Genomic DNA, 24537 nt, shown 5'->3' with positions numbered 1-24537 from the left:
TTTTGGCATCCTTTAATTTTTCTAACCAAAGGGTATCAAACTCTACAAATAAGCAGGTGCGGGCATTTTCCCGGATAACTGTCTTATGCTCCCGGTCTTTTGGATAGATCAATAGTTGCCCTTCGCCAATAAGCAGGTCATCTTTTTTACCAATTTCCTGAAATGTTCCTTTTAAGGCAAAACAAAAATGTTCATTTTGATGATAATGCAGCGGTGAGGAAGATAATGGGGCATATTGCTGCTCTGATAATGATATTCCTCCTATACTAATGGCCTTTTTAGTAATGCCATAATATTCGCCCGATCTAAGTGTTTCCAATTTGAAAAAATATTTGTGTTATTTCATAACTAAATTTAACTCTGCAAATCAGTCATATAAAACGTTTAATGAACACAATAATTAGAAGATACCTTTCAAAATATACATGACCTTTTCTATTATATATATTCATAATTATCACCTCCTCATCGCTTTGAGTTGTAGTTAAGATTGCTTTTGTGTTGATCTGATAAATTGTAAGGGCAGTATAATCAAAAAATCATTTCCAGCGTCGGGTTCGCTTTGTATGTCTATATTCCCGCCTAATAATCCTACCTGGTTATTAACCAAGAATAGGTCAATACCTTTAGCCTCAATATCCGATTGATTTTTATATAAGCCGAATATTCCGTTTCCTTTATTATTAAGATCAACAACCAAGCCATTGTCTTTAATACTGATTTTGATTTTATCGTTTTCTATCCATGATCTGATCTCAATTATCAGTTGTTTGTCTGGTCGGCGATATTTAATGCTGTTAGATATGAGATTGAAGAAAATGTTGTACAAATAGCCTTTTATCGTAAAGAGTTCCCTTGCTTTAGAAAAATCCGGTAAAATCAGGATATTTTCGTATTTCATTATCAGAAGAAAACTAATAAGTACATCATGTAGCAGCTCAGAAAAAACAACATTTTCTTTCTTTTCATTGATTTTCAACCGATTCTGCAAAACATGATTGAGTTCCCTGACAATTTCATCTAATTTCAAAATTGACTGAAAAAGCAAATTCTCCGTCTGGGCTTTTTCATTTAAAGTAAGCTCATTCTGCTTAAGAATTTGAGCCAACCCTATAACGTTTGCCAATGGTGCACGCAGGTTATGGGAAACAATATAAGCAAATTGTTCAAGGTCTTTATTCCGTTGTACTAAATCATCGGCAATTTGGCTGCGTTCCATTTCGGCCATTTTGTTTGAGGTAACGTTTATAGCAGAGCAACAAATCCCTATGATGTTATTATACTGGTCTTTTACCGGATTCATACTGATTTGGTACCATTCAGATACACCACTATGAAGAAGAGGATAACAGGCTTCGTAATTTATTGGGTGGCCGGTCATCGCCAATTGCATCATATCTCTGACTGGTTCTTTACGTTCTATATCTAAAAAGGTCCAAAAATATCCTCCTTTTTGCAGCTGGGCGCCAAATAACAGTTCTGACCAATGATTAGCGATAGCATTGTAAGTTAATATTTGCAAATCGCTATCCAGCAGCAAAAAAGCAATATCGGTGGTATTGAATATGGTGCGTAGCTGGGATTGAGATTCTTCCAATGTGCTATTTATCTCTGAAAGATTCTTCGTCTTTTCGGCCACACGGTGTTCAAGTAGCTTGTTTTTGCTTAGTATCCTATTGGCAACATAAGAAGTTATAAGCGCAGCAATTATCGAAATACCCGCATTAACAAAGGCAACCCAGGAGAGCGGGAGCGTTCTATTTAAGGTGAGATGCGTAATAAGTATTAGGCAACAGGCAATAAGAGAATAAATAATAATTCTCTTTATAGGTTGCCCAACAACTAACAATACACAACATACATATAAAACATCAACCTTTATTTTACCTGGTAACAGATGGCTGATGCAGGTAATTGCTATTAGGCAAAAGAATGCCAGTATATACGCTTTTTTGAGGTCCCGTTTCTCCGATGGGTTGGGAATAATATTTGACATAAAATTTTAAATTTGCTCTTTATGCAGTTTTTTTCCTATATGCGATAAGTAAGGAACAGGTTTTGTAACTACAACTCCTGCCCCTTTTTCATCGTTTAAAAACGTCTGCCCAGAATAATCTTGAATATGGTGCGGTCCGTACTGTTAGTAAGCCCTTTTCCTAACCCCGCATTAAATTCCCAATTCGGATTAAAATTCAGGTCGGTCGCCACAAATAGCTGGTGTTGCTGTTGCTGTATCGAGTCATAATTAAAAAAGGGTCCGGTACTGCCATAATACTCCAAACCAAGCGCAACTACTTTCGTAACATCGTAACTGCCCTTTACATTAGGGGAGAAGATCAATCCTCTGTTTTGATCCGGCCCGACAAAGCTTTGATCAAGGGTGGGATTTATGGATACATATAACCCTCCCCATTTCTTATCTATGATTGGCCTGATTTCCATTGTTGAAGTATTGGCAGAATAAGCAGCTTTCTGAAACCCATATTCCAATGAAAGGCTTACACCAATGGGCCAGTGCCAGCTTTCTGGCACTGCTACCCGAGGGCGTATATGCGACCCAACATAAGCTGTGCGACCATCGTTGCCAATGGTATTGAAAAGGTAAAATCCTGTTTCAAACCAGGGTGTCCAGCCGTGGGTGATCTCAATCGTTTCATGAAACACATGATTGGTGGGCAAAACGCCATCTGTGGTTGATTTGCTGCCGTCAAATGTAAAGTTGCTATGTAATTCCACCATGGTATGGCCCTTTTCTACAGTTTCAGATCCGTATACCTGGATTTCATAATTGTCTTGCGCTTTAAGGACATTGAAATAAAGAGTGCCAAGGGCCGCTAAGAATATTGTTTTTTTTAACATTGCATTTCTTTTTTTAAATTGTTACTTAATTGATCTTTACAGGTGTATTATCCTTAATCTCGTCAGTAGCGTTTTTAAGAAGAACACTGCCATTTGTTAAAGCCCCATAAACCTCCAGGCTATCCGTAGTTTCCCTGCCTTTTTTTACATCTATCCATTGGGCCTTATTATTTACTACCCGGATCACAAATATGCGCTGGGAGTTTCCGGCGACAGCCGTTTGAGGTATTACAAAGGTTTTTTGGGTATTGGTTAACTGTAAGGTTACCTGGGCGAACATGCCCGGCAGAAGTTCCTTGTTTCCATTGGGTATATCCATTTGCATCTGCTCAGACCGTAATTCATTATTCAAACTGCCGGCCATACGGTTAACTACTGCTACAAATTGTTTCCCGGGCAAAGTCTTGACCGTGAAATGAACGGTGTCTTTATTAGAAAAATATTTAGTTGCCGCCTCCGGTACATCAACTACCAGCCGTAGTTTGGCTTGTTCCTGCAGGGTAAGCATTGGTTTATTTGAATTTTTATCTGATGGGGTTACGTAAGCGCCGGGGTAAACATTACGCGAACTGATCACCCCATCAAACGGTGCCCTTACTGCCAGGTAGTTTTTCAAATCTGCCGATAGCTGGTATGCCGATCTCGCGGCGAGCAATGCCGAGCTATCGGCACTCATTTTGGCATGAGCCATATCCAGGTCATTTGGTGATATCGTCCCCGGCATTTTACTTGTTTTTAGCAAGCGGTCATAATTAGCTTTGCTGCCCCTGTAAATAGCTTCTTTAGTATGCAGGTCCTCTTGGGTCTGGGTAAGTGCAGCTGTCATTTCGGGTGCATCAAGCGTCATCAAAAGTTGCCCGCGGTGTACCTCGCTACCGATATCAACCATCATGGTTTTTATAAAGCCATTAACTTTGGCATATAGGTCAACCGTTTGATAAGGCTGGAGTACTCCTGGAATACTCATTGTTGTATTCAGGGTGCCCTCTTTAAGCGTAAAAGCCTTGAGGCTGCTTTGAACGGGTACAGTTGTCGATTGCTGTTTACTTTGGCAAGATGCCAAACCGGTGATCAGCAGACATAATATAAAATGATATGATTTCATGATTTCTATTTTTGATTTTCTGATAATTGAACTTTAGGATCGTAAAAAATACTGTGTTTATCATCGGGATCTAATGACACCGGATGAACGGGCGAATTGCGTCTGATCAGGTAAAAAATAACCGGAAGAATAAATAAGGATACAAAGGTTGATAAGATCAGCCCTCCTATTACTGCCCGGCCCAGCGGTGCGGTTTGATCACCTGCTTCTCCCAAACCGGAAGCCATCGGGATCATACCCGCGATCATAGCAATGGTTGTCATCAATATAGGTCTTAACCTAAGTTCCACGGCTTCAATGGCCGATTCCATGGCGCTTTTACCCGTTAGCCTGATATGCTCTGCATTAGTGACCAATAAAATGGCGTTAGATACAGAAACACCCACAGACATGATAATACCCATATAGGATTGCAGGTTAAGGCTTGAACCGGTTGCCAGTAAGATTAGTAATGAACCTACCAAAACACCCGGAATTGTGGTGATGACTGTAAAGCCCAACGAAAAAGACTGATAATTTGCGGCCAGCATAAGCATGAGGATGACAATGGTGATTAATAAACCAAATTGAAGGCTGCTAAGCGTCTGGTCCAGCAGAATGGTTAATCCCCTGGCCTCAACAGAAACACCCCGTGGCGGCTTGCCGGTGTTTTTTAATACTTTATTTACAGCAGCGGAAACAGAACCAAGATCCTTGTTATATACATTAGCGATGATGGAAAGAAACCTTACCGGTCCTTTACGGTCATATTCCCCAACAACCGGCCCTAGGGTCAGTGTGCATACATCTCCAAGAACGGGTCTTGACCTGTCTTTAAAAATGGGTATTCCTGCGAGGTCAGACAAACTGCTTACGCTTGTTTGTGGTACTTCCACCTGCACGTCATAAGATGTTGCGTTTTTTTCATCCAGCCATAAATTCTTATCCGTAAAACGACTGGACGAAGTAGCTTCAGTAACACAATTACTAACATCGGTCATCATCAGGCCCATTTGCTTCACCTTATCGCGATCAATATTAATATGGATCGCGGGGCTATTTAATTGTTCCTTTAGCTGAACATCCCTCAAGAAGGGTATCTGCTGCAATTGTGTGATCAGCGAATCTGCATATTGCTTATCCTGGTTAATATTCTTACCCATCACCGCAATTTCTACAGGCGTTGAAGACCCCTGACTCATAATTTTACTCGTCAGATCTATTGGCTCAAAGGATAGTTTCACATCAGGCATCGCTTTATGCAGGGCAATGCGCAAGTTTTCCTTCACTTCCCGTATATTCACTTTATAATCTGCACTGAGGTTAACCTGCATCACAATTTCATTGGATGCACTCATAAACAGGATGACCGGTAAAGTTGGAAAAGACGAAGGATGCTGCCCGGCAAAGGCCGATATGATCTCTACATTTTTTTGCCCCACTGTATTATACATTACCTGTTGCGCCTGTAGCATCGTTTGTTCTGTTTGTTCAAGCCTGGAACCTTCAGGAGCGCGTATACGCACCTGGAACTGCCCGCTGTTTAATTTAGGCAGGATATCCTTTCCGATGGTTGATACGCATAAACCAATAATGAAAATTGAAATAACAGCATAAAGGCCAACACTTAACCGGCTTCGCTTCATCAGCCATTGTATCAGTTGTATACAACGTTCTTTAAAACGGTCAAATCGTGTTGTCTTATGCTTTTTTTCGGGTAATGCATGTTCATGTTCCGGAACTTTTAATATCCAGTTTGACAATATCGGAACGAGTGTTTGTGATAAAAGGAACGCCGCGATCATAGAGAAACCTACAGCCATAGATAGCGGCAGGAACATACCCTGCGGTACGCCGGTCATGAAAAATGCCGGAGCAAAAACCGCCAAAATACTTAACAAAATAAGCAGCTTTGGCAAAGCTATCTCTTCACAGGCATCAGCAATGGCACGGGCCTTATTTTTACCCATTTCCATATGCCGGTGTATATTTTCAATTGTAACAGTAGATTCATCCACCAAAATGCCAATGGCTAATGCCAGGCCGCTTAACGTCATGATATTAAGTGTCTGCCCAAAAAGTTTTAATACTAAAGTGCCGATGATTACAGAAAGGGGTATGTTAACAACAACAATAAAAGCACTCCGGCGATCCCTTAAAAAGATCAGTACCATTAATCCGGCCAGGATGGCTCCTGTAACCCCTTCACTTACGAGGCTTTTTACCGCATTAATTACATAAACCGACTCATCAAACTCAAACTTTAAAGAAACATCTGGCGGTAAAAGGCTTTGCATAGATGGAATAGCCTTTTTCAAGTCCTGAACTACAGACCAGGTAGAGGCGCTTGAACCTTTAATAACGGGAATATAAATTGACCGCTTACCATTGATATAGGCAAAGCCGGTAGTAATATCAGCTCCGTCTTCTACCTTTGCTACATCTTTAAGATATATGGTAGCGCCATTCTGGTATATTAAAGGGATATTTTCAAAATCTTTTATCTGCTGGAGAACTGTGTTGGAAGGAGTAAGATAAGCCGTATGTCCGATATTAACCGTACCGGCAGGAGATATGCGGTTGTTATCCTTTATCGCAGCGGTTACCTGATCGGGTGTTATATTGTGACTGCGCATCAGGTCCGGATCCACCTTAACTACAACAGTTCGTACGTTACCCCCAATAGGAGGTGGAGAAGTTAGCCCGGATATCTTTGAAAAATTGGGCCTTACGTAAAGGCTGGCTAAATCCTGCAGTTCGTTGTTGGTGCGTTTGGAGCTACTGATAGTTAACTGGCCAACCGGTAAGGTAGAGGCATCAAAACGGATAATAATTGGTGGCGGCGTTCCGGGCGGCATTTCTGCAAATGCACGGTTGGTAAGCGAGGTGACCTCGGCCGCGGCCTGTGCCATATTTGTGCCATCATAAAAACTGAGCTTTAACACGCTCAACCCTTCTATATTGTTTGTCTCGATGGATTTGATACCACTCACATATAAATAAAGGTTTTGGTAATTGGTAGATACAAATCCCTCCATTTGCTGTGGCGACATTCCGCCATAAGGCTGCGAAACATATATCGTAGGCAAATTCAGATTAGGAAAAATATCTATATTGATCTCCGTGACGGCAATGATGCCCATCAGCACTACACCAATAATTAAAACGATAATCGTTATTGGTTTTCGTAATGAAAATTGAATCAGGTTCATGACTATTGTTTTTAAAATTGATTGATGAATAAATTGAAATTTCCTGATGATGCAGCCATATAAAGGAGAGATTGCCAAACGGCGATACTGGCAATATCCTTGTCTGTTTCTGCCCGGTTCAAATTGTACAGGGTTTGGGTAACATCAACGATGGTTGCAAGGCCATTGCTATATAAGGTTTTCTTCTGTTCATAGGCATCGCTGGCGGCCTTTAATTGGATCGGTGCTTCGCGGTATTTTTGCATGGCATTAGCCAATTGCTTATTACTTTCTTTCAGCTGATTATTGAGGTTGTTTTCCAGATAATTATATTCATTAGTTAGCGCGTCAGAATTATAATGCTGACTCTTAACCCGCGAGGCCACCCTGCCAAGATCGGTCAGGTTCCACGCTACACCTACACCAACCAGGTAATTTCCTCTGATCGGATCAATACCATTTAAGTAACTGTGATTATAGCTGCCGGGATCATCCGGGTTATAACCTGTTCCAAAACCTGATCCCCTGTCTTGCAGCATTCCAAAAAAGGATACTCTGGGCATGCTTGTTTTAGAAATGAATTTGGCTGATAGTTCGCTGCTTTTTACCCTTGCTGATAAAAAATTTAATTCCGGATGATTGGAGATATTATCAATGGGTTGTCCCGGTAGCCTGGCGGGTAATTGGCTGACATAAGAACTATCTAAAGAAAATGATTGATTATTGATTCCCAATTGTATCGAAAGGTTAGCCGCCTGGTTCTGCTCATAATTAATGGCATCTGTAACTGCTATGCGTGCTTTAGAAAGTTCGGCATTGGCAATAGCACTGTCAACGCCGGGATTTAAACCGTTCACCGCTCTAATCAGAATCACATCTCTGAGCTGGGAAACACGCGATTGGTTGACATCCATGGAATAGTGCAGGCGCTGGGCCGCCAACAGGTTTAAGTAAGCCCCGGCAACTCTAACCTGCTGCTGAAATTTCTCCTGTTCAAGGTCTGCCGCGTCCATATTATAAATACCTTTGGCTTGGGCTACATGTGCTTTTTGGAGACCAAATGAAAAGATATTCCAGTCGATATTTGAAGAATAGTACGCGCCGAAAGCGGCATTCCAATTTTGTTTAGCGGCAATGGGTCCCGCTGTTATGGTTGTTAACCCGGGCAGTCCGGAAGTCGTTCCATTTAAACCGTTTATAGTTCCATATGACTGTTGAGCTGATAAAACAAAATCAGGCAGACCATCCCTTTTGGCGCCGATTATGGATTCGGCTGATGCTTTTGCATAATTATCTTTAGCTTTTATTATTTGTTGTTTAGACAGTGCAATATTAAGCGCATTTTGCAGTGTTAAAACACTATCTGTTTGTTGGGCTTGTGCAGAAAAGCATGCCGGACCCAAAAAAACAGCCGATAGAATGCCGGTTATTACCAGCTTTTTCGTCGTTTTCATGATGAAAAAATTAAATGTTCAATCCAATGCCTCATCGAGGCATATTTTAAATTTTATGGAGATCCGGCCGGGCCGGACATGGGGGTTAAAAGCACATGATGAACATGTGCAGTTGATTAAAAAACAGGGGGCGCCCTGAGAGGCAGCAACCGAATTTGATATGCTAAAGAGAGCTTTTCCTTAAAGGATATGTAAAGTAGATTGAGAATTAACGTTACTGTTATAAAAGAAAGTACAAATGCCACAAGCGGGACATCCAACGCTTGAAAGTGCTGTGTATAACATTGTAGTTTACAATGAACAATGACCGCTTTTACATTAGTAGTGCGGGAATGAACCAGTTCGCTTTTGTGGTTTTTATGAAAGATCTCGGCATAACGCACCAATACCCGTCCCTGTAGCCCCAGAAAGATGGTCAGGATCAGCAACAGCTTCAATGCGGTATGTAGTGCCTTTTTCAATTTTTATTTAGTAATTATTTGCTATAATTTTATCAAGCACCTGCTGTGCCAGTTTTTCTTTCTTATTCTTGATTGCTTCCATTAGTTGTTCGTGTAAATGATGGCTCATTGCAAAATGACCAACTCCACGAATTTCTCTTTTAGAAAAAAAATCTCGTATTATACTAGTAAAGCCTTGATATATATCGGCAAGCGCTTTGTTTGAAGACGCCCTGGCAACGGCTATATGAAAGGCAATATCAGCATCAACACATGCCTGCAGTTGCTCGGCACGTATAGCCATTCTTCTATTTTCAAGGCATTGTTTCATCTCTACCAAATTGTTCTCGGTATGATTTTTCACTGCAAGTTTAACCGTTTCGTCTTCCAGCAATTTTCTTACTGCATTGATCTCGTCAAAATCGCCCCGACGTAACCTTTGGTCAATTGTTTCGTGTTCAATTCCACCATTTACAAAAGTGCCCGAGCCCTGCTGTACCTTCAAAATCCCGGTCATAGCAAGTGTTTTGATAGCTTCCCTAATTGTTGAGCGGCCTACGCCATAAAGTTTCATCAATTCAGGTTCAGCCGGTATTTTTTCACCCGAGGTATATTTATTCTGATCAATATCATGCCTTATCTTATTTGCAACCTGGTCACTCAATTTTTCTGACATCTTTATATAACCTTATCTTATTTTTGATACAAACATACGATGTTTAAAATAAACATCAGATGTTTATTTTAAAGCAGTATTAAATTGTTACAAAAACAATGCGTTGAATTTTTAAAAACTATTAGTGGTTAGCAGATAAGGATACCGCGGGAATAAATAATATAATAGCAAACATAAAGATCACAAAGGCCAAATATTTTTTTGTTGCTATTTGCGGTTAATGACTTTTGCAAACTTTTTAAATATCTATTCGCCGGAGATAATGATAAACACCCGGAATAATGACCCATGTCATTTTTTAACTCAAAAAGCTTGTGCAATTTTACGTATCATGAAAAAACTATTAATTGCCACAGATTTTTCGCCCAATGCAAGACATGCGGCTAAATATGGGTACTTATTGGCCAAGCAACTAAAAGCTGGAATTTTCCTGTGTAATACTATTACAATACCTGCAGAAATGCCCCTGTCTGGCATCACTGTTTGGCCCCCACAGGGCGAGAGCGATGCATTAATGGATGATTCTATTGAAGAATTAAAGCGTTTAAAAGCGCACCTGGAACAAACTGATCGTACCGATGCTTACAGGCCGCCGGTAGATTATTTAAACCAAGCCGGTAGCGTAAGGCAAACAGTAAATGATGCAGTCTCTAAGCAAAAAGTTGATATGGTTATAGCAGGATCACATGAGGCGGGTAGGCTGGGCACTTTTTTATTAGGAAATCATGCACATGAATTGATTGAATTTTCTATCAAACCCCTATTGATTATCCCCAATACTGCTAAGTTTACTCCCATTAAAAAAATAGCTTTTGCTACAGATTTTGAACATCCAGAAAATGACCTGAAACAAATTTATGAACTAATTGCTTTTGCGCGGCTGCTGGACGCAGAAATCCTGTTAACCCATATTTATAATGGAACCGGCCACTTACTAAACCTTGAAAAATGCATTGAAAAATTTCTGGTAGAAATATCCAATAAAGCTAATTACCCGCAAATTTATTACCGGGTTATTAAGCAGGACAAAGTAGAATCGGGATTGGATTGGCTTTGTAAACATTGTCAAATTGATATGCTGGCTATGGTTCACCGGAAGCATGATTTTTTAGAGCGTATTTTAAAAGGCAGCCATACAAAAAAGATGGCAGGTCACATTATTATACCTTTACTGGTCTTTCCCGGAAAATAGCTGACCCATTATGCCGATATTATAAAGTACGTTAAGGCATCTCGGCACAAAACGAACCAATGTGCATAATGTAAAATTAGCCTCACTGGTAAAGTACTGCAGGTTGTTTTTAAATGATAACGAGCACTTCCTAAGTTGTTCATTAACAGCATATCGGTTTATAAAACAAATATGCTGTAGAAGCTACATTCTACTCACTCCAAAAAACCTTTGCTTTTTCCAGGTATCAACAGTAAAAGAGATACTTAGCGTTTTAATAGCCCCTTTTTAGCTAAATTTTATATGATGAGAATCATTTATGATGATGATATCTATCATTCATTCCATCAGCAAGCGAAAGTACTTTTGGCCTGTACTTTACGCTATAAAAAAATAAAAAAATGAAAGCATTAGTATACCACAGCCCCGGGAAGAAATCATGGGAAGAAAAACCAAAACCAGAACTTAAAAAAACAACAGATGCAATTGTTAAAATTTTAAAAACCACCTTATATGAAACCGATCTGCATATGAAGGGCGACCTGCTCGAAGTTACCGACGGAAAAATATTAGGCCATGAAGCCGTAGGTATAGTTGAAGAAGTTGGGAGCTCGGTAAATAATTTAAAAAAAGGCGATTATGTGATTATATCCGGTATTACTTCCTGCGATAAATGCGAATTCTGCAAAAAAGAAATGTATGCGCATTGTAAAAAAGGTGGCCATGTACTGGGCTATACGATAGATGGTACTCAAGCCGAATATGTACGGATACCTTATGCTGATAATAGTCTTTATCTTATACCTACAGGTTTTGATAAAGAAGCCTTGATTCAATCAATAAAAACAGAACCAAAAAAACAAATTAGCCACAAGTTTAGACTTGGCAAGCTGCTGTAAGCGTATGACATGCTGCCAGTGAAACACTACTCAGAATATTATCAATGCTACGCTAAATAAAGCGGTTGATTAAGCATGCAGTTGATCTGATCTACAGGTTTCCTGAAAATAAAGAGAATTTTTGGGAGGCGGCCGCAATAATACGGTAACCGCTACCATTGTGGGCAATCCAACAGATGTTACCATCGTGCGGTAGGAGCAGCAGGCCGGTTCATGACCAAAAACATCATAATGAAGGTAGGATATGTAAACCAGGTTTACCAGAATTACGCTAATACCAATATTCTTAATGGCGGCAAATTCAACGGATTAATGTTCGAAGCCGCTATCGCATTCTAAATTCTAAAAAAATTCTCCCTCGTATCACGCATCACTCAGGGGGATTTTTAATTATTTCAAATGAAAAAGATTCTTATTTCAGGTTTAATTACCGGCTGTATTTTGTTTTTATTTAGTTATTATAGCCTGTTCCTCGCTGTCAAATTTTTGCCCGAGTTTTTTGTAGAGTGCAATAACCCTCTGTTTAGTTCTGATGGCAACCGGGAAGCGCTTTTCTACCTGCACGCTTTTATATTCAGCCTTGCTTTGTCGTGGTTTTGGGACGGGTTTAAAAGTTTGTTTAAAGGGCGGTTTATCTTACTAAGGGGGTTGGAGTTTGGATTAGTCTACTCCCTGATTGCCTTGCTGCCGGTTATGTGGATATCGTTCAGCTCGCTGGATGTTACCTTTGTAATGGTGTTGAGCTGGTTTTCATACGGATTAATGCAGGCCGTAGTAGCAGGTATTATATTGGCTGAAGTTAATCCCTGATAAGGCCTGCAACAAGCATGCTGCTGATCATTTTAATATTGTTTTCACCATCCCCGAAAGAAAAGTTGGAGGTCAGTGAAATGGCAGTTTGAGTGTTAAATTGTCGGACCAAATTAATAAAGGATAATTCTACTCACCTGTAGGCTATGGTTCCAGATGCTTTCTTCCAGTATTTTGTCCATGGCATCGGGTGTTATTATGAGAATATTTGCACCGAGTGCTATTTAATGAATTATACAGCAAAAGCATTAAATAATTACCAAAGATAGAAAAGAGGCTGTATCAAAATTCAATTGATATGGCCTCTTATTTTAGCCCCACAATAAAAATAAAATAACCCATAACCAATTTATTATAAATTAGTTATGGGTTATTACAGCGGAGAGGGAGGGAACAATTTTATATATATTGTTCCTTGTAAATCAAAGCCTTATATTTTATCAAGTCGTCAAGGTCACCTAATAGGTCACCTTTAAAATCGAGTAAACGATCGCTACGCTTATTTTGTAAATTTATAATATTTTAATACAAAATACAATAAGAGCTTGCATCAAGGAACATATTGTTTGTAGCCACAGGCCGCACAGAACGATTAGTAATCAAGTAAGGGTTGTTCCAATAAAACAATCTAGCTTGTAGCTCAATGAGACATTTATCTCAATGGCAGGATTATTTAAAGAGATTTTTTTCCAAAAACTAAATTTTCACTTTAACGGTAAATTCCGCCACTTATGACTGGAAATATGACAAATACTATCCAAAAAGGAACATTAGTAATATGCACTAAAATAAATAATATGGAAGAAAATAGTAACATTTTGGGCTGCTTTGTTTTTGGGGCATCAGTTTATTTTGAAGATGATCAAAGAACAAAAGATTTGGCCGCTGAGCAAAGTAAATTGTTTAGCTCTTATATTTTTGGAGAGAAAGGAATTTCTGATATCATAAAAAAATTGAAACATGAAGACTATGGGAAAGACATAATTTTAATCCTATTTAAATTTTATGTAAAGCCCATACCTTATTTGTTACAAAATTTAAAGGAGATAGAAAACTACACGAAGAATGAAAAATCAATCGGAATACCGGTAATTATAACTGAAGAGAATTTCTTTTATAAGTCCGAAGAAGAACGATACGATTATTTGAAGCAGTCAATTTTACAAAAGTTGGATATCTTAGCGGAAGTGATTAAGAAGAAAAAGTTAGATACAAGTATGGAGTTGTTGAAAGCGGACACAAGAAAAGTGCTAGATTGATGCCTAAACAGTAATGGGGTATACAAATGAAAGCAAAAACACTTCTTATAGTAATTCATTTAGACAAAAACATTACCAAATCTGATTTGGATTTAAGACATCTTTTAGTTGGTACAATAGAAAACAGGAATCTAGGAGAAGTGGTGGAAGAAACCTCATCCCCAGAGATAATGGAAGTTGCTATAGAGGTTTCCGGGGAAAAGAAAATAGAAGATGATTTACAAAGTTTATTAATCTCTTTAGGATTCAATGATTTCAGTATACAAGAAATAAATGAAAATGATGAGTGATAACCTTTGCACGTGTGCCGGCTGTGCTGTAGCAAAAGAAAAGTGTAGCATCCGCTGATCATATTCTTTCGCCTGCCGGAGGTGTCGTATCGTAAGTTTATTGTTTTCAATTACTGTCGTCATTAATTCATTCCTTTCTCAATTCTTTTAAGGTCGACCAACGGGAGCGAGTTCCGGATCATCCCAGTCGGGGTGTATCCGGGTTTTTGTATAGCAAAAACATTAACTCGCTCCTTATAAAAGCGCAAAATTGTACAAGCGATTGTTGGATTGGACATATGTTATCGGGGTGGCCAATTGTTAAGCAACAAAAAGCAAAAGAAGGCCGTGCTGTCAAGGGAACGTGGAATAAAAAGGAGGCGTAGGAGCCATGTGGGTTTATGCCGCGAAAGCCCTTTACTGTGCGGCCTTCGCTGGCTATCTTTGCGATACAGCATGGCTACCTTTGATTTTACTCAACAGCAAGCTTTCTTTTTAATTGGTTCATATCGGCGCTCACCTTCGCATCCAGTATTTTCGCATAATGTTGCGTTGTTTTAATATTGGTGTGACCAAGCATCTTGGAAACGCTTTCTATGGATATACCATTTGCTAAAGTAATAGTCGTAGCAAATGTATGCCTGGCTATATGATAAGTTAACTCTTTGGTAATGCCGCAGGCATCTGCGATCTGCTTTAAATAGCTGTTCATTTTTTGATTGCTTAATACAGGCAACAATAATCCGTCATCTACACATTGCGGATGATCTTCGTATTGCGCCAATAATCGTAATGCTTGGGGTAATAGAGGAATTCTTGAATCTGTATCTGTTTTTTGCCGGCTGGTATAAATCCATTTTTGGCCGTCCAATCCGGTTACTAATTCAGACCGTTTAAGTTTTTTTACATCCGCGTAAGCAAGGCCAGTGTAGCAACTGAAAAGAAAAATATCCCTTACCTGCCTGACTCTGTCACTGATGAGCGTTTTAGAAGCCATAAGGACCAGTTCTTCGGCGTTTAGATAATCTCTTTTCACCTCTTTGACTTTGGGCTTATATTTAATAAAAGGATCCTTATCCAGCCAGCCGTTTGCAATACAGATTAGAATGATCTTTTTAAAATTCTTTAAATATTTGACGGTTGAATTGTTATTGCAATTCCTTTCCGAACGAAGGTAGAAATCATAAGACATGATAAACTCGTGATCAATACGCTTAATGTCGATATCCAGGATTTTGTACTTCCACTGGAGGAATTCTTTGGTATGCTTTAAGCTAGTCACATATCGGTCGAGCGTTCCCCTTGCATATTCTTTTCCTACCAGGGTTGCAACCTGTTTATTATGCTGCTCGAAAATGGGAATTAACATATTACTTGTTAATACTTCTTCATCGCTCGTAAGTAGGCTTTTTAGTCCGGAAACTGTTACCGGCACCTTCCAGTCGATCATCACATGATAGGCTTCGTAAACCTGAAGTTCAAGATTTTTTAAATGTGTGTTCAGTGATTTTACCTCTTCGCTCGAGCCGCTGAGCTTTTGTGCGCTTGTAGTCCATTTGTCAGGATTGACATAGCGTTTAGAGGAGATTTCGATGCGCTGGCCACCAATCGTGATACGCAGATAAACGGGCACAGTTCTTTCTGCTGTGATTTTGGCTCTCTTTAAATACAAAGAGTAGAGAAATTGAATTTTTCATCGCAAAGGGCGCTTTAAAGTGAATAAAATTAGATTATTACCTGGCAGCAATCAAGATGTTTAATGGTTGAACATGCTCAACTACAGCAACTTACAAGCGTTTCGGTGACCTGATCGAGGTACCCTTAAAAGGTCACCCAGGAGACACCTATACTATGCGATTATTTGGTTTATTTTGACTTTTCCGGTAAACAAAAAACGCCGTAAATGTTTTATTTACAGCGTTTTGATGTTTTTTGATAAATACTTAGCGGAGAGGGAGGCTTCAACGGAAACTAAAAACCCCGCTAATAGTCAATATGTTATGTGTGATCAATTTCTTACTCACCGAAATACTCACCACTTTCAAATACAGATTAATTGCAAATCTTATGATTAAAGATAATCATAAGATTTAACTTTCACAAGAGAATCCTGTCAAACATGGCCATATTATTGAAAAAAAACCCGCAGACAGCCCCATCCCAATGGTAATAATTAGCCACAAGGCCTGGGTAAATGTTCCTTTAATGCTTTAGGTAATTCTGCAATGGTGGTTAAGTCATAACCCATACTTGGGTTCTTACAACACCTAACAAAGCCCCATTTTATTTTCGGTTACAACAAAAGTAGATTTGGTTACATCTGCTTGATAATTGTTGCGGACTTTTGCTTTATTAAAAATACAAAATTATGCAAAAAAAGTTATCGTAATCGGAGCAAGCTGGACATTCCGGAGCCGTTGACCACCTCGTTCCGAAATAGCAAACAGTTAATTCCGTAACACTTTGACTATATTAATTTATTGATTATTAATTGCGATTTCCCTAATTGCCTACACAACTCGGTGTCCAAAGCGCACGGAACAGCCTGGTCAAGCCTCCCGGAATATCCGGATTCGCTGCCCAAACTGATTAGGCTGCTGGCCACTTCTATAAGGATAGTGGTTTTTCTCCGGCATTGCATCCAGCAAATGCAGTTGTTCTTTTAAAATGCGTTCCGTGTCCTCATAGCTGCGTTCGTCAAGTAAGCTATAAATGGTGGCTTGCAGGTTTTCTGCTGTTTTTAGGTTTTCGGACATTGGTTAAAATTAATTATAAAAATAACTTAATTCGGAGTTAACGGTAAAAGAAGGATGGATTGAATTGGTCTATTTTTCCAAAGCAAACTGAAGGCTTCTCGAATTAAAAAAAGTCCTTGTTGGCTGGCATGATAAACATTGAGTCATATTATTAGCATATTTTCAACGGATTTTAATCTAAAACATGTTGTCCGGTAGTTGGTTCTACTATAAAAGAAACGTAATGAAGAGCTGGCAGGAAGTTGATAATAAATTGCATAAGGTGTTTAAGTTTAAGGATTTTTCTGAAGCATTTTCCTTTATGACCAGGGTTGCTTTGTTGGCAGAATCCAATCAACATCATCCAACCTGGAAAAATGAATGGAACAAAGTTGAAATTTGGTTATCAACCCATGACAAAGGCGATATCGTTACCGAGAAGGATAGATCCTTGTCCAAGGCGATTGACGATTTACTGCCTTGATATTCAGCAGATGATCTCTAAATGATTCTGCGTTCGGACTGATAAACAAAGCATTAAGCATCATTTGAGGTTAAATATCACTATCCGGCCGGATATAGTTATTTCGAAGAAAAATAGTTGCGCGGTGCTGGACACGAAATGGAAAAATCTAAAAGATGCAAACCCTTCTGCCAGTGATCTGAGACAATCGTACGTATATCATCATTATCACCAGGCGGATAAGGTCGCATTGGTTTACCCGGGCTATTTTAACAAGCAGGATGGCTTTTATTTTGACGACGCAGGTGCGCTGTCGTCCAGGGAATGTGCGGTACTGTTTCTCCCGCCGGCAGAAGACATTGACCAATGGCAAAAAGATATATCAGATGCAATAGGCCGCTAAGCCTGCTGCGACCGTTTAAGCGCCTTCATCGTTTCCAATTCCTTCTTTTATAGATTTTCCGTTTCAATCTCGTCATCCGCGAAAGCGTCTGTTAAGGCATGTGCTATGTATTGACGTATATTGTTTGATTCCATATATATTAATGGCTAATATTTTTAAGCAGATTACCGGCTAATCTTTTAAATAAGCTGGTGTTTTGTGTAATGATTTCAGCATCAGCCATCATTCCTTGTCTCAACTCCAAAGACTTATGCATGTCTGTTAAGTTGTTTGTTTTAAAATCCACCTCTGCTATATATCCACCATCTCTGAATGCGCCACTGGTAATATATTTAATTGTACCATGCAACATTCCATATTCCTGATAAGGATAGCTTTGCAATTTTATAATTACTTGCTGCCCCTCATTAACTTTTCCTACAATACTTTGTGGTACCATCATTTCGCCAAAAAAGTCGGTGTCATTACTTGAGATGAAAAATATATTTTGATTGGGTAACAGTTGCTGGTTTTCATGAATTATGCCCGCATACATCAATCGTCCCGGTTGTGGTGCGAATAAGGTGATATCGCCTGCGGCGCTTTCCACAATAGCTAAAGGTTGATTTGCTTTAACTATCTGATTGTTTTTTGATAATATCCTGACTAATTTGCCTGGTACCTTAATTATAACCGGCTGCGGAAAGCTGAGTGAACGTACCTTTAATGATGTCTTTACTATATCCGGGTACTTAATTAGTTCAGACAATCCTAAAATTAATACTAAAACAGAAAAAAACACCATAACACCCCAACGCAGCAGCCATGAAGGCGGAGCGCCAATTATTTCCTGCATTTCTTCGGTATGCCTTTGTTCTATTTTGGTGTCTATTGATGACATATAGAAATTGTTTAATTAATAATGATGTTACACGCCTAGTTCTAATTGATTTTTTACCAAGCCATAATATTCGCCTTTTAAATTGGTGAGCTCATAATGCGTGCCCTGTTCTATAATCCTGCCTCTATCTAATACAATAATATTATCGGCATTGCTTACTGTGCTCAGGCGGTGTGCCACAACAACTACCGTACGACCAGTGAAAAATTCCTGCAGGTTATCCATTATTACCCGCTCATTATTTGCATCTAACGCGTTGGTAGCTTCATCAAAAAATAGGTATTGCGGGTTTTTATATACCGCCCTCGCAATAAACAAGCGTTGCTTCTGACCCTGGCTAATACCGCTCCCGGCAGATCCTATCTTAGTTTGAAGCCCGAAGGGTAAGTCTTCAATAAAATCAGCTATGTTAGCCACTTTAATAGCTTGTTGTAACTTATCCTCATCCGGAAACTCATCACCTACGGCTATGTTAGACGCAATGGTATCTGAGAATATAAAACCATCCTGCATTACGGTACCACACTGGCTTCGCCAGGTTTTAAAGCTAAACTGGTTGAGTTTGGTTTCCCCTATCCTTATTTCTCCTTTTTCTGGTTCATAAAACCGTAGCAGCATTTTGAGTATGGTTGTTTTACCACTCCCACTCATACCCACAATTGCGGTGGTTTTGCCTTCGGGAATATGTAAGTTAATATTTTCCAATACCGGATCATTTCCGGCACCCGGATAGCGAAAAGTAAGGTTATTTATGCTGATGCTTTTATTTACCGGCAATTCTCTTATCCATTCATTATCAGCCGGTTCCTCATCTTCCAGCTCATGAACCTCATTTAAACGTTCCAAACTTATTTTTGCATCCTGGTATGATTGAATGAAACCCAGCATTTGCTCAATAGGGCTGCTTACCTGACCAACTATATATTGTATGGCCATCATGCCTCCCAGAGTGATGTCGCCGTCAATAACCGCCTTTACGCTTAAAAAAGTTATGGTAATATTTTTTGCCTGGTTAATAAATGAAGATCCGGCCGACTGGTACTGGCTAAGCGCCAAATTCTTTACTTTAAACTTGAATAAATTGGCCTGAACGTGTTCCCAGCCCCAACGTTTTTGCTGTTCGCAATTATTTAGTTTGATCTCCTGCATACCATTGACCAATTCAACAACAGTACTCTGATTGGTAGACGCAAAATCAAATTGTTTGTAATTAATTTCCCTTCTTCTTTTTAAGAAAGCCACAATCCATACCGTATACAAAATGGTACTTATTAGCGATACCATAAAAATAACCGCATTGTAGTAAACCAATATGATAGTAAATATAACCAGGTTGATCATTGAAAACAATGTGCTTAAGGTAGTACCGGTTAAAAAACTTTCTATATCCCGCTGGTCACTCATCCGCTGCATAATGTCGCCGGTGGTTTTAGTTTCAAAATAGCTGACCGGCAGCTTCATTAGCTTCATTAAAAAATCGGTAAGAATAGAAATGTTAATACGCGAGCTTACATGCAGCAATATCCATGACCTGATAAAATTGACACTCATGTTCCCTATAAAAAGCATTACCTGCGCTATAAGAATAAGATAAACAAAACTAATATTACGCGTATTGATACCGATATCCACCATGGATTGCGTAAGAAACGGTGTTATCAATGAAAGCAAAGTACCGATAGACAGGCCGAATATTAGCTGAATGAATAACTGGCGATAAGCATAAAAGTAACGAAGAATGGACCACCAGTTTAACTTCTTCTTCTCATCCTCTTGTTCAAAAAATTTAGGCGTAGGGCTTAGTAGTAAAGATATACCATCATACATTTCTTTATGACCAAACCAGTTTTTTGCAAACTCTTGCTCTGTGTAATTGACTAATCCTTTTGCCGGATCAGCTATATAAAAAACACCTCTTTTAATTTTATATAATACAACAAAATGGTTTTGGCGCCAGTGTAAAAGGCATGGCAGCTCAGCTTCTTTTAACTGATCTATAGTTAACTTAACGCCCAGTGAGCGAAAGCCTATTTTTTCGGCAGCCTCACTAATGGCCAGTAATGACACACCGCGCCTGTTAATAAAACATAGCGTCCTTAATTTTTGGATTGGAAAATTACGGCCATAATGTTTGGCCACCATACGTAAACACGTAGGCCCGCAATCTCTTTGATCTTGCTGTTTGTAGTGAGGAAATTTTAACATTAGGTCAGGTCCTTTACAATATTTAATTGCAAACATTAAGGTAGTACTTTATTTATAAATATCCTTATATAAGTTATAATCATTGAGTAATAAATTATTATCTTATGTGAGCGGTTCAGTTCTAATGATATTGTTCCGATTTTTCGTTAAATTTCTAATTGCTTTCTGGCTTGAGTTATTACCTATTGCTATATCAGCGGGTTATTACTACCTATGCTTTGCACCAGCAAGAGTATAGCCGTGACCAGGCCGGGAGTTTTAAACAGGTTAGTAAAGCTATCTGCCAGTTAAATGAAGTTAAATAAGCCGAATTAGACACCAGGAAAGCAATAAAATGGCGATCGCTCCTGTAATAACAAATAAATAAATTAAGCGCAGATTTTAGCCAATCTGAAAAGGAAGAAAGTAATCTTATCAATAAAAAATATTTTGATATATAAAATAAACTATTTAACTTAGTTCTAACCAATTAGTTAAACCTATCTTAATCACTTAAAAAAAACCCCCTAAGTATAAAATCTGATAAGGTTGGTCATCTATTTATTTAAACTGTGGCGTAGCCATTTTTATAATTTAACTGCCTTATGGAAAAAGATAATATTACTCAGGTTTTAAACCTGCTAATTGGAGAATTGCGCGCTCCGGTTACCTGTCAAAGTGTTGAAGAAGAACTTGCCAGACACCCTAAATACGCTACCTTGCTTGCCTTTAGTGATCTGCTAAATAACTGGCGCATTCCTAACATGGCATACAAATTAACTTATGAAGAGTTATTAGCAGCCGAAGTTCCCGTTCCGTTTGTTGCTTATCTCAACAATGCAAAATTTGCTTTGATTACTCATATAACCAATAATCAGGTAATTATATCAAATGATACTTGGAACAGACATAAACTGGGCATTGATGAATTTAAAGCCCTTTACGGCGGCTCAATTCTTGTTGCCGAAAAGGATGAGACATCGGGCGAGATCGATTATCCCCTAAAACAAAGAAGGGAAAAGCTTAATAATATACGCACTCCATTAGTTGTTTGGGGTGCATTAATTGTGCTATTTGCCTTCGTGCTACTAAACCCCTCTTATACCTTAGATTTTAACTGGCAGGTAGCGCTATTAACCCTTTTTAAAACTACAGGCGTGGCAGCGTCTATACTGCTGCTTATACAAAGTATAGATGCCAACAATCCGTTGATACAAAAGCTATGCGGAGGTGATAACAATAAAGATTGTAATGCAATACTATCATCAAAAGCCGCTAAAATAACTGATGAGTTAAGTTGGTCAGAAGTTGGTTTTTTCTATTTTGGAGGCACTTTGCTTACAGTGCTGCTTAACCCCGACAACAACGGTACGCTGCAAATCATCGCGTTGATTAATATCATAAGCCTTCCTTATACCTTTTACTCAATTTATTATCAATGGCGGATAGCCGGGCGATGGTGTGTGTTATGCTGCACAGTACAAGCTATATTATGGTTTGAGTTTTTCGCCTTATTGCCTTACCTGCAAAACGGCATACAACTGCCGGGTTTACAACAATGGGGCAATTTATTTATAGGTATGGCAATACCCATATTGTCATGGATATTTATCAAGCCTTACCTGCAGCTATCAAAACAAATACAGCCACTTAAACAACAGCTACGCAAGTTTAAATATAATACCGAGCTGTTTAATAAGTTACTTAACGAGGAGGAGAAGTATACGCTGCCTGCCGAAGAAGATTCGCTTGTTATAGGTAACCGCGAGGCCAAGCATGTTATCACTATGGTATCAAACCCTAAATGCCAGCCTTGCTCAAAGGCGCATAAAGAATTGGATGAATGGATGGCCAGCCGTGATGATATTAAACTGCAAGTTGTTTTTCCTGCCTCAAACAATGAGACCGATGTCAGAACAAAAGTAGCGTTACATATAATGGCTTTGCAAGCCAGCCAGGATAGTGTTTCCCTTAAACATGCAGTTAATGACTGGTATGAGCATGAACAAAACGATTATGATGCCTGGGTTAAAGCATATCCGGTAGAAAAGAAAATACCGTATGATCAAGCGCTTGAGGCCCAGTATGAATGGTGTTTGCGTTCAGAAATAAAAAGCACCCCTACCATTTTTATTAACGGGCGCAAATTGCCCGGGATATATCAAATAAGCGATATTAAATACTTTATATAAGCATTTCAGAAAAAATTGTCGGCCACAATGAAGTTGCCTGTCTTCGGTAAAACAGGCGGAGAAACCGCGCTCCTTATTGCGGACCAATTAATACTTTATTATGAAAAAGTTAGCATTAAAAATGGGAGGCAATGCGCTTACTAAAGAACAAATGCAGAACATTAGCGGCGGTGATAACCAGTGCACCCCCTACGGTTGTGCATGTTATTGCGATGATGAAGTGAATAATCCGTTTTTTGTAGCATGTTCCAATGACGCTTATAGTTGTTCCTACATTTGCACCACAGATTATGGCAGACCATTTCAATACTGCATAGATTGGTAGTATTTTATTTAAAAGAGGCCGTCTCATAAGTACTTATGAGGCGGTTTTTTATTGAATCAGTTTTCAATGGGATAGGGAGCAAAGATCCTACTCTTAAGCTTTCCACTTTCTGAGGTTATGTGCGATAGAAAGCAACCTAATTTTGACCTCGGTTTTCGTTAGTCCTTTAAGCAAGAATCTGCGGAAGCCGTGGTTATGTTTGATCTGAGCAAATACCCGCTCCATGTCCACGGGTCGTCATTTACGATATTTAATGCCTTGTTCGGTATTTCTCCGCTCCTTGGTTTCCTGCTTATATTTTCTAAGGTTATGGTTAACTTCGCAGATACGGTTCCCCTGTCCCTAGTAACAAACTCCCCACATCGGGCAGCCTTGGCAGTTTTGGGCCTAATAGCGGCTAATGAGCTGTACATAACCGGATATGGTTATTCTTTGGCTATCATCAATGTGCTGCATCTTTTGTTCTATTGGACTTGATATATTTAGCAATAAGGAATACCAGAAGCAGGGGCTGAATGCTCTCCTTTGATTTCCAGTTATGATCAATACTCATATACTCAAACTACTTCTTTAAAATCGATGCATTAAATTTAATGAGTGAAGCAACTGAAGATTATAAACTACATGAATCAGAAGTAAAATTGGTAAGCTTGAATATTCAGAAGTTAATATCTGCGCAAGTACGATCAGCACGCGCTTATTTTTTTCGTGTACTTGATAATTCCGTGGATCCGCATATTGGTCAGGGTGCCCGGTGAGATATTCAGCAATTTGCGCACCTGTGCGCTTCTCAGCCATTTCTTAGGCTGTTCAATGGTTTGACCGATGATACTTTTGATCCGGCCGAGTAACCGGTCCCCGAACTCCTTCAGGTCTTCCTTAGTGATAATTTCTGCTGCCATAATGTTTTTTTATTTAGTTGATATTCAATTCAACCCGTAACGGGTATAACTTCAATCAAAAGTGGTCAGCCGGCAGTATATTTATTCATCCCTATCAGGTAAGGTAGGTGCTTTTTAGCCAGATTTAGCGTGATTTGATACCCTTGACAAGCGGATGGATGGTAAGGAGCAATACAGATTTATAGAATTCTGCATTGCTATAATTACAACTTTATAGAAATGTAGAATTATGTATTTATAGAAATTTAGAACGTATGCGCTAAACTTACCCTTTTTATGATTCATAAGATTTGTAGCCAATTCTTTTGCGCGGCCCGGCTTCTTGTTTAGGGGTATTTACT

At 39.1% G+C, this 24537-nt stretch carries 23 protein-coding genes; 10 read left to right on the top strand and 13 right to left on the bottom strand.

Features of this window, described 5'->3' with window-relative positions; translation table 11 throughout:
• The 7 genes from JWP71_RS00330 to JWP71_RS00300 all read right to left on the bottom strand — a co-directional run.
• Window positions 1–319 (bottom strand): cupin domain-containing protein (locus tag JWP71_RS00330; RefSeq protein ID WP_299495795.1); only part of this gene is annotated, 319 nt, incomplete at its 3' end.
• Window positions 320–484: 165 nt separating this feature from the next.
• Window positions 485–1996, bottom strand: coding sequence for a PAS domain-containing sensor histidine kinase (locus JWP71_RS00325; RefSeq protein ID WP_299495792.1), 1512 nt, complete (start codon window positions 1994–1996; stop codon window positions 485–487).
• Between the two features lie 95 nt (window positions 1997–2091).
• On the bottom strand, window positions 2092–2859 hold the full coding sequence (locus tag JWP71_RS00320) for a hypothetical protein (protein ID WP_299495789.1): 768 nt from the start codon (window positions 2857–2859) through the stop codon (window positions 2092–2094).
• Between the two features lie 25 nt (window positions 2860–2884).
• A complete protein-coding gene (locus JWP71_RS00315; protein ID WP_299495787.1) occupies window positions 2885–3964 on the bottom strand; it encodes an efflux RND transporter periplasmic adaptor subunit in 1080 nt (359 codons plus the stop codon).
• Between the two features lie 5 nt (window positions 3965–3969).
• Window positions 3970–7155 (bottom strand): efflux RND transporter permease subunit, encoded by a 3186-nt coding sequence (locus JWP71_RS00310; RefSeq protein ID WP_299495785.1) that lies wholly within the window; start codon window positions 7153–7155, stop codon window positions 3970–3972.
• A gap of 11 nt (window positions 7156–7166) precedes the next feature.
• The gene (locus JWP71_RS00305) at window positions 7167–8588 is read right to left on the bottom strand and encodes a TolC family protein (protein ID WP_299495783.1); all 1422 of its coding nucleotides are present in this window, start codon (window positions 8586–8588) and stop codon (window positions 7167–7169) included.
• Window positions 8589–9056: 468 nt separating this feature from the next.
• Complete coding sequence (locus JWP71_RS00300) at window positions 9057–9704, bottom strand: GntR family transcriptional regulator (protein ID WP_299495781.1); 648 nt, start codon at window positions 9702–9704, stop codon at window positions 9057–9059.
• A 220-nt stretch (window positions 9705–9924) separates the two neighbouring features.
• Between JWP71_RS00300 and JWP71_RS00295 the strand changes: the two genes are divergently transcribed.
• From JWP71_RS00295 to JWP71_RS00270, 6 genes are all read left to right on the top strand, one after another.
• Window positions 9925–10896, top strand: a complete 972-nt coding sequence (locus JWP71_RS00295; protein ID WP_299495779.1) for a universal stress protein — start codon at window positions 9925–9927, stop codon at window positions 10894–10896.
• 380 nt (window positions 10897–11276) lie between these two features.
• Window positions 11277–11774, top strand: coding sequence for an alcohol dehydrogenase catalytic domain-containing protein (locus JWP71_RS00290; RefSeq protein ID WP_299495777.1), 498 nt, complete (start codon window positions 11277–11279; stop codon window positions 11772–11774).
• Window positions 11775–11987: 213 nt separating this feature from the next.
• Window positions 11988–12113, top strand: a complete 126-nt coding sequence (locus JWP71_RS00285; RefSeq protein ID WP_299495774.1) for a hypothetical protein — start codon at window positions 11988–11990, stop codon at window positions 12111–12113.
• Window positions 12114–12173: 60 nt separating this feature from the next.
• Window positions 12174–12584 carry a hypothetical protein gene (locus tag JWP71_RS00280; protein WP_299495771.1) on the top strand — a complete coding sequence of 137 codons (411 nt, stop codon included), beginning with the start codon at window positions 12174–12176 and terminating at the stop codon, window positions 12582–12584.
• A gap of 731 nt (window positions 12585–13315) precedes the next feature.
• Entirely contained in the window at window positions 13316–13843 is a 528-nt protein-coding gene (locus JWP71_RS00275) for a hypothetical protein (RefSeq protein WP_299495769.1), read from the top strand.
• A gap of 26 nt (window positions 13844–13869) precedes the next feature.
• Window positions 13870–14133, top strand: coding sequence for a hypothetical protein (locus tag JWP71_RS00270; RefSeq protein WP_299495767.1), 264 nt, complete (start codon window positions 13870–13872; stop codon window positions 14131–14133).
• Between the two features lie 451 nt (window positions 14134–14584).
• Here JWP71_RS00270 and JWP71_RS00265 read toward each other — a convergent pair whose 3' ends face one another.
• On the bottom strand, window positions 14585–15784 hold the full coding sequence (locus JWP71_RS00265; protein WP_299495765.1) for a site-specific integrase: 1200 nt from the start codon (window positions 15782–15784) through the stop codon (window positions 14585–14587).
• 877 nt (window positions 15785–16661) lie between these two features.
• Window positions 16662–16868 carry a hypothetical protein gene (locus JWP71_RS00260; RefSeq protein ID WP_299495763.1) on the bottom strand — a complete coding sequence of 69 codons (207 nt, stop codon included), beginning with the start codon at window positions 16866–16868 and terminating at the stop codon, window positions 16662–16664.
• A 223-nt stretch (window positions 16869–17091) separates the two neighbouring features.
• On the opposite strand from JWP71_RS00260, the gene JWP71_RS00255 reads away from it, so the two are divergent.
• Window positions 17092–17331, top strand: coding sequence for a 4a-hydroxytetrahydrobiopterin dehydratase (locus JWP71_RS00255; RefSeq protein WP_299495761.1), 240 nt, complete (start codon window positions 17092–17094; stop codon window positions 17329–17331).
• Between the two features lie 52 nt (window positions 17332–17383).
• Entirely contained in the window at window positions 17384–17713 is a 330-nt protein-coding gene (locus tag JWP71_RS00250) for a hypothetical protein (RefSeq protein WP_299495797.1), read from the top strand.
• Between the two features lie 139 nt (window positions 17714–17852).
• Here JWP71_RS00250 and JWP71_RS00245 read toward each other — a convergent pair whose 3' ends face one another.
• Window positions 17853–18593 (bottom strand): HlyD family efflux transporter periplasmic adaptor subunit, encoded by a 741-nt coding sequence (locus JWP71_RS00245; RefSeq protein WP_299495759.1) that lies wholly within the window; start codon window positions 18591–18593, stop codon window positions 17853–17855.
• 27 nt (window positions 18594–18620) lie between these two features.
• The gene (locus JWP71_RS00240; RefSeq protein ID WP_299495757.1) at window positions 18621–20798 is read right to left on the bottom strand and encodes a peptidase domain-containing ABC transporter; all 2178 of its coding nucleotides are present in this window, start codon (window positions 20796–20798) and stop codon (window positions 18621–18623) included.
• Between the two features lie 170 nt (window positions 20799–20968).
• On the opposite strand from JWP71_RS00240, the gene JWP71_RS00235 reads away from it, so the two are divergent.
• On the top strand, window positions 20969–21103 hold the full coding sequence (locus JWP71_RS00235) for a hypothetical protein (protein WP_299495755.1): 135 nt from the start codon (window positions 20969–20971) through the stop codon (window positions 21101–21103).
• 279 nt (window positions 21104–21382) lie between these two features.
• Window positions 21383–22969 carry a vitamin K epoxide reductase family protein gene (locus tag JWP71_RS00230; RefSeq protein WP_299495753.1) on the top strand — a complete coding sequence of 529 codons (1587 nt, stop codon included), beginning with the start codon at window positions 21383–21385 and terminating at the stop codon, window positions 22967–22969.
• Window positions 22970–23387: 418 nt separating this feature from the next.
• Here JWP71_RS00230 and JWP71_RS17300 read toward each other — a convergent pair whose 3' ends face one another.
• Complete coding sequence (locus JWP71_RS17300) at window positions 23388–23519, bottom strand: transposase (RefSeq protein WP_366143507.1); 132 nt, start codon at window positions 23517–23519, stop codon at window positions 23388–23390.
• Between the two features lie 461 nt (window positions 23520–23980).
• A complete protein-coding gene (locus tag JWP71_RS00225) occupies window positions 23981–24196 on the bottom strand; it encodes a DNA-binding protein (protein ID WP_299495751.1) in 216 nt (71 codons plus the stop codon).
• Window positions 24197–24537: the final 341 nt, after the last annotated feature.

Source organism: Mucilaginibacter sp., from assembly GCF_028287845.1.
Taxonomy (GTDB): domain Bacteria; phylum Bacteroidota; class Bacteroidia; order Sphingobacteriales; family Sphingobacteriaceae; genus Mucilaginibacter.
This window is presented reverse-complemented; position numbering and strand designations above follow the sequence as displayed.